Below are 16,135 nucleotides of genomic sequence, written 5' to 3' on the forward strand. Positions count from 1 at the left end.
CTGTCCTGGGGCCCGGCGGCTCCCCACCTCTGCTCTCGACGAGAGCGAAGGGGACAGACAGACCCGGGCACGCCGCATCCATTCTGCACCCCGCACTCTCCGCGCGCGAGCACCGCCCCTCGCGCCGTACGGGCCGTGTTCGCGGGTCATTAAAAGCGTGTTACCAACCTGTTAATCGGCGCCGGTCGCGCGTCGTGGATCCATAGCCTCTGATCGGGGCCGACTCCCGGCACCCGCCCACCCGCACCCGTGCACGGACGGCGCCGTCTTCGTTCCTCGAGGATGGGCACCTGGCCGTTGTTCGTCGTGCCCTGCCGCACCCGGAGAACCGTGAGAACTCGCCTGTCCTCGCGCGCACGTCCGATCGTCGTCGCAACGGCCATCGTGCTGCCCGCACTCGTCCTGAGCCCCACCCCCGCATTCGCCGCACCCCAGAACGGAATCGTCGCTTCCGGCGACGAGTGGTCGATCACGACCGCCCCGGGCGGCTACCTCGTCACGTACGAACTCGACGAGGCACTGCCGATCGTCAGCGACGCCCCCACTCTCGTCGTCGACGGCAAGACCGTCGGTCTCGCGATCGAGTCCGCCGACGGCCTGTCGCTGTCGGCTCTGACCACCGACCCCGCCGTGCGCTCCGCGCGCACCGTGGAGAAGGGCTGGGCGTCGAGTGACGGCGACAAGGCCGCCGAAGGAGGCCTCACCGAGGTGACCGACGAGGAGGTCAACGACGCGCTGGAGAGCCAGCTGCGACGGTTGGCCGCTCCGGAAGCCACCGAAGATCCGAGCGATCTCGGCTCCTACGCCGTCACCGAGGCGGAGTACGACTTCGGCGACCGCTCCGTCGCGCTCGCCGGCATCAGCGGGATCCGCGGCGAGATGACCGGCAAGATGTACCTCACGGATGCGCCGGGCGAACGGCCGACCGTGATCCTCCTGCATGGGCGCCACGGTTCGTGCGCGACCGGCACCGCCAACCCCCTGCGGTGGCCCTGCGGGCCGGATCAGGTCAACGTCCGCTCGTACCAGGGCTACGAGGGCACCGGCCGCGCCCTCGCCTCGCACGGCTACAACGTGCTGTCGATCGCGGCGAACGCGGTCAACTCCAATGACAACCAGCTGGCACTCGACTACGGCGCGCAGGCCCGCGGACAGCTCATCCTCGACACGCTCGGGATGCTGGAGAAGGCGAACGACGGGAAGCCGGTCGTGTTCGACGACATCAGCTGGCCCAACGCCGAGGGTTCTTCCACGAAGACCACCCGCACGCTCGACCAGGCGCTGACCTACGCCACCACCCGGACCGACGCGCCGGCCACGGCCGCGGGCGTCACCGCAGCGTCCCTCGCGGGTCGCTTCGACCTCGACCGCGTCGGGGTCATGGGCCACTCCCGAGGCGGCGAAGGGGCGACGTCGGCGGCGACGCTCAACCAGGGCCTCGAAGACCCCTACGGCATCATCTCCGTTCTGCCGTTGGCACCCGTCGACTTCGGCCGCATGACCGTTCCCGACGTGTCTCTGGGCGTCTTCCTCCCCTACTGCGACGGCGACGTGTCGAACCAGCAGGGGCAGCACATGATCGACGACTCCCGCCACGCCTTCGGCGACGACGTGATGCGGTCGGCCGTGTGGGTCATGGGCGCCAACCACAACTTCTTCAACACGGTGTGGACGCCCGGGCTCTACCCGTACTCGACGAGCGACGACTGGAACCGCAACGACACCACCTCGAGCTGCTCCACCCGTGACGCGTCGCGCCTCACCCCCGCACAGCAGTACCAGGTCGGCGTGTCGTACATGACGGGCTTCTTCCGCCTCACGATGGGCGGCGAGACGCAGTTCCAGACACTCTTCGACGGATCGACGAAGCCCACCACCACGGCGACGACGTTCGCCGACGTACGGGTGATGGCCAGCCAGCCCACGACGGCCACGACCCTCGTGACCGACTTCGCCGAGAGGAGCACGCTCGTACGTACGGCGGGGAGCGCTTCCGCGCAGGTGTGCGCGAACGCGGAGACGGCCACCTCGATCGCCCCGACGGTTCCCTACTGCACCACCCGCGAGATCGGAACGGCTCGGGTTCCGCACTGGACTCCCGTGCGCTTCGGGCTGAACGTGCCGGCGACCCCGGTGACCCGGGTCACCTGGACCGGATCGGCGACCGACCCCGCAGCCGCCAGCACGGGCGAGCTGCGCGTATCGGTTCCCGCCGCCCAGCGCGATGTCTCGAACCGGTCGCAGCTGACGGTGAAGACGGCCCCCGATCGGACGGTTCCCACCGGCACCGACTTCACGATCTCGGTGATCGACGGCGCCGGCAACACCTTCTCGCGCGCAGCATCCGCCATCGACCCTCTCGCGATCAACCGCATGCCCGGCGGCACCAACACGACCCTCAACAAGTTCGTGCTGCAGCAGCTGACGATCCCGACGGCGGAGATGACCGGCATCGACCTCACCGACGTCCGCGAGATCCGCTTCACGGCGGGTGTCGGCGCCGACGGAACGGGCGCGGGCGGGGTCTATCTCTCCGATCTCGCGTTCGACACCCCGACCCCGGGGAACGCCGTCGCGCAGCAGAGGACCACGGTGAACGTCGCCTCGACCAGTGTCGAGGAGGGCAATGGCCCGAGCACCGCCGACGTGGCGGTGTACCTCGACGCACCCGCCGAGACGTCCGTCTCGGGCTGGGTCAGCGTGGTGGGTGCGAGCACGGTCGCCTCCGCGGTGCAGAAGGTGTCGTTCGCGCCGGGCGAGATCTGCCAGGCCATCACCGTTCCGGTGAACGGTGACACCTCCCCCTACCCCGCCGGCGCGATGGGCATCACGGTGAGCGTCACGAACACCACGAACGCCGTGATGGGGTCGGACGCCTTCGGCCGGCTCGTCGTCCGGGAGGACGACGGTCTGCGCCCGCTCGCCGACCGGGAGACGCTCCCCGTCGGGGCGATCAGCGCCGGCGCCGAGGTGCCGACGGTCGGCGTGCAGGGCGACGCGTGCGCCGAACTCGCCGCCGCGGGAGAGCCCGGAGAGCTGACCGCATCGAGCACCGAGGTGGCTCCGGGCGACAGCCTGACGCTCACCGCGACCGGGTACCGTTCGGGCGAATCGGTGGAGTTCGGCTTCGGCGACCTCGCCCTCGACCCGATCGTCGCGAACGCCGACGGGGTCGCGGTCGCGACGATCGAGGTCGACGCGGAGTCCGAGCTCGGGCCGCAGGACGCGTTCGCGGTCGGTGCAGGATCGGGTCGCGTGCAGGAGACCTCGGTGGCGGTTCTCGCACCCACCGAGACGACGCTCGCCGTCGATGCCGGCAGCGAGCTCGTCGCCGGTGCGCCGCTCACGCTGGTGGCCACCGTGACGGGGGCCGAGACCGAGGGCGTCGTCACCTTCACGGAAGGGGCCGCTCCCACGGCTCGCGCGGATGTCGCCGCGGGCACCGTGCTCGGCACCGCCGAGGTCGTGGACGGGGTCGCGACGCTGACCATCGAGAGTGGGCTGCCCGAGGGCGACCACGCGATCGTCGCGACCTTCGGTCGCACCGACGTGGCGTCGGCGTCGAGTTCGGCGGCGCTCGTGGTGACGATCGCCGCGGCACCGGTCGACGGCGGGGGCGAGCCGACTCCGACCCCGACTCCGACCCCGACCCCGACGTCGACCCCGACGTCGACGCCGACACCCGGCTCGACCACGACGCCGCTCCCGGCCGGCACGGGCACGACGGGCGGACAGACCGGCGCCCTGGCAGCTACGGGCGTCGCGGGCATCGGCTCGCTCGCACTCCTCGCCGCAGGTGCGCTGGGTGTGGGTCTGGTGCTGGCGATCCGACGGAGGCGGGCGGTCGACTCCGAGTCCTGATCGCTCCCCGGGGCGCCGTCTCTTCGGAGGCGGCGCCCCTTCGCGTGCCGTCCGGACACCGGTCCGCGCGATCTGTCGTGGAAGGATGGGCGGGTGACCGCGACCCTGGAGAACTCCGTCATCCTGGACGAAAACGCGGGCGTCGTCCGCATCCTCGACCGCCGGGTCTTCCCGGCTCGTGTCGAGTGGGTGACGGCCGAGACACCGGATGCTGTCGCCGCCGCGATCCGCGACATGGTGACCCAGAGCTCGGGGCCGCTCTACGCCGCCACCGCCGGCATGGCCCTCGCCGCGTTGCAGGCGCGCGAGCTGGCGCTGCGCGATGCGCGCACCGCCCTCGGGCACGCCGGGCGCGCTCTGGCCACCGCTCGTCCCACCAATGCGCACCCGCGTGACGCGGTCGCGACGATCCTCGCCGCGGGGCGCGACGCCGACTCGACGACCGAGCTCGTGACCGCCACCCTCGACTCCGCCCGGACGGTCGACCGCGACTACCGGGAAGCCGCCCTCCGTCTCGGCCGCGCCACCCTGTCGCTGCTGCCCGCGGCGCCGCGCATCCTCACGCACTGCTGGGCCGACGCCTACCTGTTCGGCCTGGTCGCCGCCGCCGGCGAGGCCGGCCGGGAGATCGAATGGATCGCGACGGAGACCCGCCCCTACCTGCAGGGCGCGCGACTGACCGCGCACTCGCTGCGCGAACTCGGCCAGCAGGTCACGCTCATCACCGATGGCATGGGGGCCGCCGCCCTGTCGTCGCCCCGCGGCGTGGGCACCGGCCCGATCGACGCCGTCGTCACCGCCGCCGACCGGGTCTCGCTCGACGGCTCGGTCGTGAACAAGGTGGGCACGCTCGCCCTCGCGGCCGCAGCATCCGCCTTCGACATTCCGTATTACGCCATGGTGGAGGCGCCCGACCGCGCCGCCCCGACCGGCGCCGACGTGGTGATCGAAGACCGCGACCCCGCCGAGGTGCTCGACGTGCTCGGGCACCGGTCGGCCAGCCCGCTCGTGACCGACGCGTGGTATCCGGCGTTCGACGTCACACCGGCACGCCTGGTGACCCGCATCGCCACGAGCCGGGGCACGTTCGAGCCCGCGCGTGTCGCCGACCACTTCGCCGCCGACCCCGAGGCGCTGGCCGGGATCCCGGGCGCCCCGCCGCTCCGGCGACGGCGGATGCCGGCCGTGCCCGTGCCCGTGAACGCCTCGACGCAGCCCGACACCGTCGCCTTCCATCCCTTCCCGAACGACTCCTCCGGAGGACCCGAATGACCGTCACCCCCTCCGCCGACGTCGTCGTGCTCGACATCGAGGGCACCACGAGCGAGGCCGGCTTCATCCTCGGCGACCTGTACGACTACGCGCGCCCCCGACTCGAAGAGACTCTCGGACGCGAATCGCTGCGGGCGGCGCGAGCCGACGCGATCGCGGAGACGGGACTGCCTGCCGGAGCGAGCGACAGCGAGATCGCCGATGCGTTGCGCGCCCTGATGGCGACCGACGTGAAGTCCACTCCGCTGAAGACGATCCAGGGCGTCATCTGGGCCGAGGGCTTCGCCGCCGGGGAGATCACGTCGCAGTTCTTCGACGACGTACCGCCGCGCGTGCGCGCGTGGGCCGACCAGGGTCTGCGGATCGCCGTGTACTCGTCGGGCTCGGTCGCCTCGCAGCAGCCGTGGTTCCGCCACGCTCCGCAGGGCGATCTGTCGACCCTCGTCGAGGCCTGGTTCGACACCGTCAACGCGGGCGGCAAGAAGGACGCGTCGTCGTACGCCACGATCGCCGAGGCGCTGGGCGTCGCCCCGGCCCGCGCCCTGTTCCTCACCGACCACCCCGAAGAAGTCGCCGCCGCCCGCGCCGCCGGCTGGCAGACCGTGGCGCTCGACCGCGCCGGCGAGCCGTGGGCCGGCGCCGCGTTCGACGGCCCCGTGGCGCACACCTTCGACGAGATCGAGATCGCCCGGTGAGCGCCCTGTCGACCGCGCGCACGCTCGAAGCCGGCGCGATCCTCGCCGCCGAGGCCGCCCGCTTCTCCGGCTACGGCTGGATGCGCGGCACCTCCGGAAACCTCTCGCTCGTGATCGACCGCGATCCGCTCGTGCTGGCGGTCACCGCCTCGGGTCTGGACAAGTCGGAACTCACCGAGGCCGATGTCGTGCTCGTCGGACCCGACGGTGGGGGCCTCGACGCCGACGATCCGCGCCCGCCGTCGGCCGAGGCCGGCCTCCACGCCCACATCGCCGCGCGCACCGGTGCCGGCGCGGTGTTCCACGTGCACGCCCTCGACGCGGTCATCGCCGCGCACCGCTGGCCCGACGGCGTCGAGATCAGCGGCATGGAGATGCTCAAGGGCATCGGACACCGCGCCCACGACGAGACCGTCGTCATCCCCGTGATCGCGAACGACCAGGACATGGCGGTCGAGGCCGCCCGCTTCGACGAGGCCTACGTGCCCGCGACCGCCGACGTCCCCGAGGTGCCGGTCATGATCGTGGCAACCCACGGCATGTACGCCTGGGGCGAGGATGCGGCGGCCGCCCGCCGCCACCTCGAGATCGCCGAGTGGCTCCTGCGCTTCACCGTCGCCACGCGCTGACCGCGCAGCATCCGCCCTCTGACGCCCTCCGGCACACGGCTCCGGCCCCAGCGCACGGGCTACGCACGCACCCACCCCGTGCTCTCGAGCGCAACCCGTGCGCTCGGGCTGACTCTCGCCGCGCTACGTCAGGAGCGGCTCGCGCGTCAGCTGCGTCAGGCGGCGCGGATCGGGATCGATCAGGCGCGCGACGCCCAGCGTGCGGGCCGTGAGCAGCACCCGGCGAGCCGCGATCGCGCGCTCGTGCTCGGGCAGGGTCTGGATATCGGCGACCTTCGAGAACCCGACGATGCGGCGCACGGCCTTCGCCGCGGCGTAGATCGCGGCATCCGAGCGGATGCGGCGCAACGTCACCGCGAGCACGTCGTCGCCGTAGACCCGGGGGTCGACGCGGTCGGGCCAGCGGCGGGTGAACTCTTCCTCGAAAGCGGCGATCAGCTCGACCGGCAGCGCGAGCAGCGCCTCGGCGTCGGCCTCGCGGCCGAGCACCGACGCCCGCGCCGCGGCGATGATGAGGTTCGCCCACACCGCGCCCAGGTCGAAGCCCGTGGGCGCGTAGGTGCCGAACTCCGAGTCGAACGCGCGGACCGAGCCGCCGTCGGCACGCACGAACACCGACCCGGTGTGCAGATCGCCGTGCACAAGGCTCTGGTGGTCTTCCTGGAACCGCTGCTTGGCCAGGCCGATCTCGCGCACGAACACGCGGTCGGCCCGCAGCTCGCGCACGTCGTCCTCGTTCGCGGGCAGCCACCCGTTGTGCTCGTGGTCGACGTAGGGCTCGGTGAAGACGAGGTCTTCGGTGATCTCCGACAGTTCGGGGTTCGCGGCCTCGGCGATCCGTCGGCGCCGCTCGGGCCCGGGGGTGCCGAAGACGCTCGTGGCGAAGCCGATCGCGCCGACGTAGGTGCCGAGCTCTGCGGCGGCGTAGGTGTGCAGGCGCCCCGCGTTCAGCTCATTGCGCCACACGGCGTGATCGCTGAGGTCTTCGATCGAGAGGGCGAGGGATGCCTCGTCGAAGCCGTAGAACGCGGGGACGTGCGCCGCATCCACCGCCTCGTGGGCGGCGAGCACGACAGCCTCGCGCTTGGCCCGCTCGCGGGTGAGCGGCCAGGTGGGGTCGACGCGCACGTGCGGCAGCGACTGCTTGACGACGACGCCGCGGCCGGCGGCGTCGGTGACGATGAAGACGAGATTGAGGTTGCCGTCGCCGACCTCGACCACGGAGACGATCGACGCGGGATCGACGGGGCCGGCCAGCTGCGGGCGGGCGAGGAGGTACGCACCGACCGTGTCGACGGTCAGGAGGTCGGCTTCGAGGTCGCTCATGCGGTGGTGCTCCCGGCGATGATCGTGGTCTTGCGGCGGCGGAACGTGAAGCTGAACAGCAGTGCCACGAGCAGCACGACGCCCTTGCCGAAGTCCTGGATGTAGTAGGGCAATCCCATCATGGAGAAGCCCGTCACCATGACCGCGATCAGCACGGCCCCCAGCGCCGTGCCCCAGGCGTTCGGCCGGCCGATGCCGAGCACCGAGACACCGACGAGCGCGACGGCCACCGCGTCGAGCAGCAGCGAGTTGCCCGCCGAGACGTCACCCTGACCGATGCGGGCGGCGAGCACGAGCCCCGCGATCGAGGCGAGCACACCGCAGCCGATGTACGCTGCGGCGCGGTAGGCGCGCACCCGCACGCCGGCGAGCCGAGCGGCCTCCGGGTTCGATCCGACCGCGGCGAGCGCGCGGCCCCAGCGGGTGCGGTCGAGCACGAACCACAGGAGGGCCGTCAGCACCAGGAAGAGCACGACCGGCACCGAGACGGGGCCGAACGAGCCGCGGTCGAACCAGAGGAAGTCGGCGGTGAAGCGGCCGGGTGCGGTGGAGCCGTCGGCGAGGGTCATCTGCGACGAGATCGACTTCCCGTCGACGATGATGAGCTTCAGCCCGACCACGGTGAACATCGTCGCGAGGGTCGCCAGCAGATCGGGGATGCGGGCGAAGACGATCAGCGCCGCGTTCAACGCGCCGATCAGCGCGCCCGACAGCAGCACGACCCCGACGGCGATCCCGCCGACCTGACCGGCGATGACGAGCGTCCACGCCGCGATCGAGACGGCGAAGCCGGCGTTGGCTCCCACCGAGAGGTCGAGGCCGCCGACCGTCATGGCGAGGGTGACACCCAGGCCCGCGATCCCGACGGGCGCGATGAACTTCAGCATCCCGAAGACGTTCTCGACCGTGCCGAACGCGGGCTGCGTGGCGAAGAAGAACACGATGAGCAGCGCGGTGACGGCGACGAAACCCCACTTCGCGACGCCGTCGATCACGCGCGTTCCGATACCGGGGGCGGATGCTGTCGTGAGGCTCATGCCGTCTCCTTCGGGTGGCCGGGATCATCGAGCAGCGCATTGACGATGCGCGCCCGGTCGTGGACTCCGGCGGGGGTGTCGAGGGCGATCCTGCCCGAGACGAGCACGACGATGCGGTCGGCGACGTCGAGGATCTCGTCGACGTCGCTCGAGAGCACGACGACGGCCGCGCCCTCTTTCGCCCGGGCCCGTGCGGCGTCGCCGATGCGTCGACGCGCGCCGATGTCGACACCGCGGAACGGCTCGTCGAGCACGGCGAGGGCGGGTGCGGTGCGCAGCCAGCGGCCGACGATGACCTTCTGCTGGTTGCCGCCTGACAGATCGTCGACGGCGGTGTCGGCCGATGGCGCGACGACGTCGTAGGCCTCGATCACCTCGTCGGCCACCGCGCGCTCGCGGCGCACGCCGACCACACCGAGCCGGTCGGAGATCTCGCGCAGAACCGGCAGCCCGACGGTGCGAGCGATCGACCAGCCGGGCTGGATGCCGCCGCGCTGGCGGTCTTCGGGAACGAGCACGACCCCGGCCTCTTTCGCCGCCGCGGGGGTGGCCGGCCGGTAGTCGCCGCCGGAGAGCGTCATGCGGGCCTCGCCGGCGGACCGCACGCCCGCGACCGTCTCTGCGAGCTCGGTCTTGCCCGCGCCGAGAAGCCCCAGGATGCCGGTGACCTGCCCCGCGTGCACGTCGAGCGCGAGCGCCTCGGCGCCCGGGATGAGACGGGCCCCGTCGATCGAGAAGACCACGTCGCCTGGCGGCTGCGGGTCGGTCACGTGCTGCTGCAGTTCGGTGGGTACCCCGAGCATGGCTTCGAGGGCGGCGTGCCAGTCGAACGGCCGCGAGGCGGCGAGGGTGAGCCCGCCGTCGCGGAGCACGAGGATGCGGTCGGCCAGGCGCTCGATCTCACCGAACCGGTGGCTCACGAACAGGATGGCCAGGCCCGGTCTGCCGGGCTCGCCGTCGCGCAGCGCCCGCAGCACCTCGAACAGACGATCCGCCTCCGACGCGGTGAGCGCCGACGTCGGCTCGTCGAGGATCAGCAGCTTCGGGGTGGAGCGCAGGGCGCGGGCGAGGATCAGCAGCTGCGCGTCGGAGGTGCCCAGGCGCCCGGCGTCGGCGCGCAGTACCTCGTCGGGCCAGTCGAGCCCGAGGCGCGCGAGCGCGGCACGGGCGACGCGTTCGGTCTCGGCTCGGCGCACCACCCGGTGCCCGCCCGACGAGAGGTCGGTGAGCGCGATGTTGTCGGCGACCGACAGCGACGGCACGATCCCGTCGGCGATGCGCTGGTGCACCGTCTCGATCCCGGCCCGGCGCGCCCGGGCGGGCGAGGTCAGCCGCGTCGATGCGCCCGACACCTCGATCGACCCGGTGTAGCCGGGGTTCGCCCCCGACACGGCGCCGATCAGCGTGGACTTGCCCGCGCCGTTCGTTCCGAGGAGGGCGGTGATGGTGCCCGCGGCGAGCTCGAGCGAGACGTCGCGCAGCACCTCGTTCGCGCCGAAGCGCACGCCGACGCCGCTCAGGCGGACGACCGGCCGGTCGTCCGCCTGAGCGGGAAGGGGCGTGGAGGAGGTCATCCCGAGACGGCGGGGAGCCAATCGGCGACGACGACGTCTTCGAGCAGCAGCGACGGCTCGGCCTCGCGCAGCTGGGCGACGTTCGTGATCTCGTTCTCGAGCAGGAAGTCGCGGGTGACGGTGATCGCGGGGAACTGCACCTCGGTCTCGTCGAGCTCGCCCGCCAGCGAGAGCGCGAGGGTGCGCACGACCGCGGCGCCGATCGAGGCGGGGTCGGTCGCCGAGGTCGCGACCCAGGGGCTGCCGTCGGCGATCATGACCTCGATGTCGGCGTTGGAGATGTCGATGCCGTAGACCTTGACCTTGTCCTGCAGGTTGTTCTGCGTCACCGCCTGCACGACACCCTTGGTGATCTCGTCGTAGGGGGCGAAGATCGCCTGCACGTCGGGGTTGGCCTTGAGCGCGGCATCCGTCAGCGGGATGTTGTCGGTCGCGGTCGACTCGGTGACCTCGCCGGTGAAGAACAGCTGGTCGAGGTCGTACTCGGTGAGGTAGTCGTCCCAGACGGCCTTCCGACGGTCGAGCGGCGCGAAGCCCTCGGCGCTGACGAGACCGACCTTCGCACCCTCACCGGCCGTGGCGACGAGCTCGTCGAGCACGCCCTCTGCCATCGACGTGTCTGACTGCGACGTGACGAGCACGCCGTCGGTGTCGTCGAGCGCCAGGTCGTACACGATCACGGGAATGCCCGCGTCGACGGCCTCGCGGATGCGCGGCTCGATCGTGTCGGTCTGACCGTGGTCGACGATGATCGCGTCGGGCTTCGACGCGATCGCCTGCTCCAGATCGGACGCGTGCTTGGCGTTGTCGTTGCGCGCATCGCTGACGGTCAGCTCGATGTTCGCCGCGGCCGCCTGCGCCTTCGCGCCGGCCGTCCACGCGGTGAAGTAGTCGCCCGCGCCCGACTGCTGCACGAGGGCGACCGTGACGGGCTCGCCGTCGAAGGGCGCCGGCGCGTCGGCCGTGGCCGCCTGCTGCGATGCGGCGGGAGCGGCAGTGCCGCCCGTGTTCTGCTGGGCGCAGCCGGCGAGGACGAGCGCGGTCGCACCGGCGGCGGCGGCGAGGCCGAGCAGACGGCGATTGTGCGAGAGGAACGACATGGAGGTCACCTTCGGGTGAGGGGTGCTGTGGGCGCTGGGGGACGGCGGCCGGTGCTGTCCGGCGCGGGAGCAGTAAACCAGTTCGAGCAGGCACCGACCCAATCCGCCGTTGCGCATTGTTACGCCGAAGTCGACGGAAGTGCTCGTGAACTGGCCGCGCGGTCGGTGGACGCGCGAGAATCGACCTCACACACCCCATCCGAGGAGATCCCCGTGACACTTCTGACCGTCTGGAAGGACACCGACCCGAGCGTGCCCGTGCTCGAGTCCACCGACGAGAACGAGATCCGCGAGGCGCTCGCGACTCTGGGCGCCCGTTTCTCGCGCTGGGAGGTCAAGGACTTCGCCGACGACGCACCGCTCGACGAGGTGCTCGCGCTCTACTCGACCGAGGTCGAGGGCGTGAAGCAGAGCGAGGGGTACACGCTCGTCGACATCGTCGGCCTCTCGCCGTCGCAGGAGAACTACGACGAGGTCAAGGTCACGTCGCGCGAGAAGTTCCTCTCCGAGCACAAGCACGACGACGACGAGGACCGCTACTTCGCCAAGGGCGCGGGGGTCTTCTACCTCCACGTCGACGGCAAGGTCCACGCCCTCTACTGCGAGCCCGGCGACCTCGTCTCGGTGCCGGCCAACACCACGCACTGGTTCGACATGGGCACCTCGCCCGAGTTCACCAGCATCCGTTTCTTCCACGACGACGACGGCTGGGTCGGCCACTTCACCGGCAACCCGATCGCCGACACCTTCCCGACGTTCGACCAGCTGCAGACCCGCCGCGCGGAGCTCGCCGCGGCCTGACGCGCCGCAACAGCCTGAGAGCCCAAGACACCCGGAGACGCGGAGCACCGCGCCCGGGTGTCTTGGCCTTTCAGCGGGCGGATGCCGTGGCGACCGGATGCTGCGGGGCGGGCGTCAGATCGCGCGCTCGCTCCACGCGTCGGGGTTGCCGAAGCGGTGGGCCGTGATGGAGATGGCCTGTTCGCGCAGGAACGGCAGCAGCTCGATGCGCCCGGCGGTCGTGACCTCGTCGGCGTAGACCGCGAGGTCGGGATCACCCGACGTCGCCTCGGCCAGCGCGCGTCGCAGGCCCGCCACCGACGCGGGCGAACCCACCAGCCGCACGCGCGAGGGGCGGGGCCGCGGGTCTTCGTCGGCCGCGGCCGCGACGACGTCGCCGACCCCGGCCATGCGCTCGATCCACTCGTCGTCGCTCTCCACCCACACCGGGACGTCGAGGTCGCCGAGCACGCGGCGCACCTCGCCCGGGAGCCCGACCGGCGAGCTCAGCGCGAAGCTCGAGCCCGATCGCACGCCGGCGAGCACGACCCTCAGCACGGCCTGCCACGCCGCGTCGCCGGTCGCGCGCACCGCGACCGACGCCGGGCGGTAGCGGAAGAGGTTGCGCTCGACGCCGAGCTGCGAGACGTCTTTGACGCGGCCGAACTCGCGGTCCCACGCGATCGCGTCGGCGAGCGCGCCACGGCGCAGCCATTCGAACGCCTCGTACGAGAGCGTCGGTTGCGCCGCCTCGATGATCGCCGTCAGACGCGAATCGAGACCGCGCAGGTGCAACGTCGACGACGCGGTCGCTCCCGTCGACGGGCGCCAGGTGCCGAGGCCGATGAGGTGGTTCGGGCCGCCCGCCTTCGCACCGGCGCCGACCGATGAGCGCTTCCAGCCGCCGAACGGCTGGCGCTGCACGATCGCGCCCGTCGTCCCACGGTTGACGTAGAGGTTGCCCGCCTCGACACGGTCGAGCCAGAGGGCGAGCTCGTCGGGGTCCTGCGTGTGCAGTCCCGCGGTCAGCCCGTAATCGACCGCGTTCTGCAGCTCGATGGCGTGGGCGAGGGAGGTGGCGTGCATGATGCCGAGCACCGGCCCGAAGAACTCCTCGCGGTGAAAACGCGAACCCGGCTGCACCCCGGTGCGGATACCCGGCGTCCAGTAACGGCCGGCAGCCGGACCATCGAAGTCGAGCTCGCGCGGCTCGACCAACCACCGCTCGCCCTCGCCGAGGGTGGTGAGTGCCCACTTCAGCTTGCCGCGCGGCTCCTCGATGAGCGGGCCGACCTCCGAGAGAGGGTCGGAAGCGGGCCCGACGCGCAACGAGGTCGTCGCGTCGATCAACTGCCGGGCGAAGCGCCGCGAGCGCGCGACCGGTCCGACGAGGATGGCGAGCGACGCCGCTGAGCACTTCTGCCCACCGTGCCCGAAGGCGCTGCGCACGAGATCGGACGCGGCGAGGTCGAGATCCGCCGATCCCGTGATGATCATCGCGTTCTTGCCGCTCGTCTCGGCGTGCAGAGAGAGCTCCGGCCGCCACGACCGGAACAGCTGCGCGGTCTCCCACGATCCCGTCAAGAGCACCTGGTCGACCGCCGTGTGCTCGATGAGTCGGCGCCCGAGCGCCTCTTCGTCGAGATCCGCGAGGGCGAGCAGGTCTCGCGGCACCCCGGCGTCCCACAGCGCCTCGGCGACGACGGCGGCGGTGCGGCGGGCCTGCGGGGCCGGCTTGAACACCACGCCCGACCCGGCGGCGAGCGCGGCGAGCACTCCCCCGGCAGGGATCGCGATCGGGAAGTTCCAGGGCGGGGCGACCACCGTCACCCGGGCGGGCACGAAGACGGCGCCGCCGACGCGGTCGAGTTCTCGCGCCGTGGCGGCGTAGTAGTTCGCGAAGTCGACGGCCTCGCTCACCTCGACATCCGCCTCGGCGAAGACCTTGCCGGTCTCGGAGGCCGCGACCTCGATCAGCGCGCCCCGGCGTTCCGCCAGCGCGCGCCCCGCGCGCTGCAGCACCGCGGCCCGCTCGGCCGCAGACGTCGCGCCCCAGGAGGCCGCAGCATCCGTCGTTCGAGCCACGAGCGCGTCGAGAGCATCGCCGTCGTCGACGCGCGCCGCGGCGATGGTCGCGGTTCCGGCCGACGAGTCGTCGACGCGGGCGAGCACCTCGCGCGCCCACTCCCGGTTCGCGGGCAGCGCCGGGTCGGTGTCGGCGACGTTGCGGAACCCGGGCGCGCCGACCGCGTCGCCGGCCTCGCGCGGGGCGTAGACGGCCGTCTCGACGAACGCCTGCCCGCCGAACAGCACGTGCTCCGGTGGGGCATCGGATGCCGCGGCGTCGCGGGCGATGCCGAGCACCGCCTGAGTGAGCCCCGGGTCATCGGTCTGCGGCTCGCGCAGGATCGCCGGCTCGGGGGCCTGCGCCGCCGCGCCCCTGTCCTGCCGGCGGTTCGGACCGGTCGGCAGTGCGGGATCGGCCGCGCGCTCGAGGGAGGCGAGGAAGCGGTCGCGCTCGCGGGCGTACAGCTCGGGGTCGTCGGCGAGATCGAAGGCGGCCGAGAGGAAGTTCTCGCCCGACGCGTTCTCTTCCAGGCGGCGCACGAGGTAGCTGATGGCGACGTCGAACTCGTCGGGCCGCACCACCGGCACGTAGAGCAGCACGTGGCCGACGTCGCGGGCGACCGCGGCGACCTGGCCCTGAGCCATGCCCAGCAGCATCTCGATCTCGACAGACTCGCGCACGCCGCGGTCACCGGCGAGCTCCCACGCGTGGGCGATGTCGAACAGGTTGTGCCCGGCTACTCCGATGCGCACGCCCTCGGTCGCCGTGGCCGTGAGCGCCTCGTCGAGGCAGCGCAGGTAGTTGGCGTCGGTGTCGAGCTTGCTGCCGTACGTGGCGAGCGACCAGTCGTGCATGATCGCGTCGACGCGTTCCATCGCGAGGTTCGCACCCTTCACGAGCCGCACCTTGATGCGCGCGCCACCGGCGGCCACCCGCTGCCGCGCCCATGCCGTGAGCTGCCGGAGGGCGGGGAGGGCATCGGGGAGGTAGGCCTGCAGCACGATCCCGGCCTCGAGATCGGCCAGGCGGGGGTCCTCGAGGATGCGGGTGAACACCGCGATCGTCAGGTCGAGGTCGCGGTACTCTTCCATGTCGAGGTTGAGGAACGTGGGGAGGGTCGACAACGCCGCGTCGAGGTACAGCGGGAGAAGCCGCTCGACGACCCGGTCGACGACGTCGTCGAAGGCCCACATCGAGATGTGTGAGGCGATGGCCGAGACCTTGACCGAGACGTAGTCGACGTCGGGTCGGCGGACGAGTTCGTGGATGCCCTTCAGCCGTCGCTCCGCCTCCGCCTCGCCGAGCACCGCCTCACCCAGCAGGTTGAGGTTGAGCCGCGCGCCGTTCTCGCGGAGAGCGGCGATGGCGGGACCGAGCTTGTCGGGGCGCGCATCGACGACGAGGTGCCCGACCATCTCGCGGAGGGCCCGGCGCGCGATCGGAACGACCGGTGTCGGCAGCACCGGGGCCACCGCTCCCCCGACCTGCACGGCTCCGCGCAGGTACCAGGGCAGGAAGTCGGGCACGAGCGGCGCGATCCGGCGCAGCTGCGCCGCCGCAGCTGCGAGGCTCTCGGGGCGCATCACGCCGTCGACGAACCCGATCGTGAAGGGCAGGCCCTGAGGATCGCGCAGCACTCCGGCAAGACGCTGCGCCGCTGCATCCGTCGGCTCTTCGGCCGCCGCCGAGACCCACCGTCCGGCGAGGGCTACCGCCCGGTCGGCGAGCTCTGCGGGGGCGACCGGGTGCGACATGGCACCACCCTAAGTCGCGGGGCGAGCGCGGGCCGAGCG

General features: G+C 72.0%; 10 protein-coding genes. 5 read left to right on the forward strand and 5 right to left on the reverse strand.

From position 1 onward, the window contains the following. Positions 1-330: 330 nt before the first annotated feature. From ABTU82_RS07050 to mtnB, 4 genes are all read left to right on the forward strand, one after another. Entirely contained in the window at positions 331-3,861 is a 3,531-nt protein-coding gene (locus tag ABTU82_RS07050) for an Ig-like domain repeat protein (protein WP_407172579.1), read from the forward strand. 93 nt (positions 3,862-3,954) lie between these two features. Further along, positions 3,955-5,133 (forward strand): translation initiation factor eIF-2B alpha/beta/delta subunit family protein, encoded by a 1,179-nt coding sequence (locus tag ABTU82_RS07055; protein ID WP_407172581.1) that lies wholly within the window; start codon positions 3,955-3,957, stop codon positions 5,131-5,133. Beyond that, complete coding sequence (gene mtnC, locus ABTU82_RS07060; RefSeq protein WP_407172582.1) at positions 5,130-5,828, forward strand: acireductone synthase; 699 nt, start codon at positions 5,130-5,132, stop codon at positions 5,826-5,828. The genes ABTU82_RS07055 and mtnC overlap by 4 nt, the downstream gene beginning before the upstream one ends. Beyond that, positions 5,825-6,457: a methylthioribulose 1-phosphate dehydratase gene (mtnB, locus tag ABTU82_RS07065; protein WP_116648051.1), complete on the forward strand. Its 633-nt coding sequence runs from the start codon at positions 5,825-5,827 to the stop codon at positions 6,455-6,457. The genes mtnC and mtnB overlap by 4 nt, the downstream gene beginning before the upstream one ends. 123 nt (positions 6,458-6,580) lie before the next feature. On the opposite strand, the gene mtnK is transcribed toward mtnB, so the two are convergent. The 4 genes from mtnK to ABTU82_RS07085 are packed head-to-tail and all read right to left on the reverse strand — an operon-like array spanning position 6,581 to position 11,494. Next, complete coding sequence (gene mtnK / locus ABTU82_RS07070) at positions 6,581-7,783, reverse strand: S-methyl-5-thioribose kinase (protein ID WP_407172584.1); 1,203 nt, start codon at positions 7,781-7,783, stop codon at positions 6,581-6,583. Next, complete coding sequence (locus tag ABTU82_RS07075) at positions 7,780-8,820, reverse strand: ABC transporter permease (RefSeq protein WP_116648053.1); 1,041 nt, start codon at positions 8,818-8,820, stop codon at positions 7,780-7,782. The genes mtnK and ABTU82_RS07075 overlap by 4 nt, the downstream gene beginning before the upstream one ends. Beyond that, the gene (locus ABTU82_RS07080; protein ID WP_407172586.1) at positions 8,817-10,394 is read right to left on the reverse strand and encodes a sugar ABC transporter ATP-binding protein; all 1,578 of its coding nucleotides are present in this window, start codon (positions 10,392-10,394) and stop codon (positions 8,817-8,819) included. The genes ABTU82_RS07075 and ABTU82_RS07080 overlap by 4 nt, the downstream gene beginning before the upstream one ends. After that, positions 10,391-11,494, reverse strand: coding sequence for a substrate-binding domain-containing protein (locus tag ABTU82_RS07085; RefSeq protein ID WP_407172588.1), 1,104 nt, complete (start codon positions 11,492-11,494; stop codon positions 10,391-10,393). Before ABTU82_RS07085 ends, ABTU82_RS07080 begins: the two co-directional genes overlap by 4 nt. Before the next feature lie 213 nt (positions 11,495-11,707). On the opposite strand from ABTU82_RS07085, the gene ABTU82_RS07090 reads away from it, so the two are divergent. Then, positions 11,708-12,295 carry a 1,2-dihydroxy-3-keto-5-methylthiopentene dioxygenase gene (locus tag ABTU82_RS07090; RefSeq protein ID WP_407172590.1) on the forward strand — a complete coding sequence of 196 codons (588 nt, stop codon included), beginning with the start codon at positions 11,708-11,710 and terminating at the stop codon, positions 12,293-12,295. A 114-nt stretch (positions 12,296-12,409) separates the two neighbouring features. Here ABTU82_RS07090 and ABTU82_RS07095 read toward each other — a convergent pair whose 3' ends face one another. Next, positions 12,410-16,096 (reverse strand): bifunctional proline dehydrogenase/L-glutamate gamma-semialdehyde dehydrogenase, encoded by a 3,687-nt coding sequence (locus ABTU82_RS07095; RefSeq protein ID WP_407172592.1) that lies wholly within the window; start codon positions 16,094-16,096, stop codon positions 12,410-12,412. Positions 16,097-16,135 lie beyond the last annotated feature (39 nt).

The organism is Microbacterium deferens, from assembly GCF_045517775.1.
Classification (GTDB): Bacteria; Actinomycetota; Actinomycetes; order Actinomycetales; family Microbacteriaceae; genus Microbacterium.

Coding starts and splice junctions, on each gene's coding strand:
- mtnC (WP_407172582.1), top strand. CDS start 5,130: ATGACCGTCACCCCCTCCGCCGACGTCGTCGTGCTCGACATCGAGGGC.
- mtnK (WP_407172584.1), bottom strand. CDS start 7,783: ATGAGCGACCTCGAAGCCGACCTCCTGACCGTCGACACGGTCGGTGCG.
- ABTU82_RS07075 (WP_116648053.1), bottom strand. CDS start 8,820: ATGAGCCTCACGACAGCATCCGCCCCCGGTATCGGAACGCGCGTGATC.
- ABTU82_RS07080 (WP_407172586.1), bottom strand. CDS start 10,394: ATGACCTCCTCCACGCCCCTTCCCGCTCAGGCGGACGACCGGCCGGTC.
- ABTU82_RS07085 (WP_407172588.1), bottom strand. CDS start 11,494: ATGTCGTTCCTCTCGCACAATCGCCGTCTGCTCGGCCTCGCCGCCGCC.
- ABTU82_RS07095 (WP_407172592.1), bottom strand. CDS start 16,096: ATGTCGCACCCGGTCGCCCCCGCAGAGCTCGCCGACCGGGCGGTAGCC.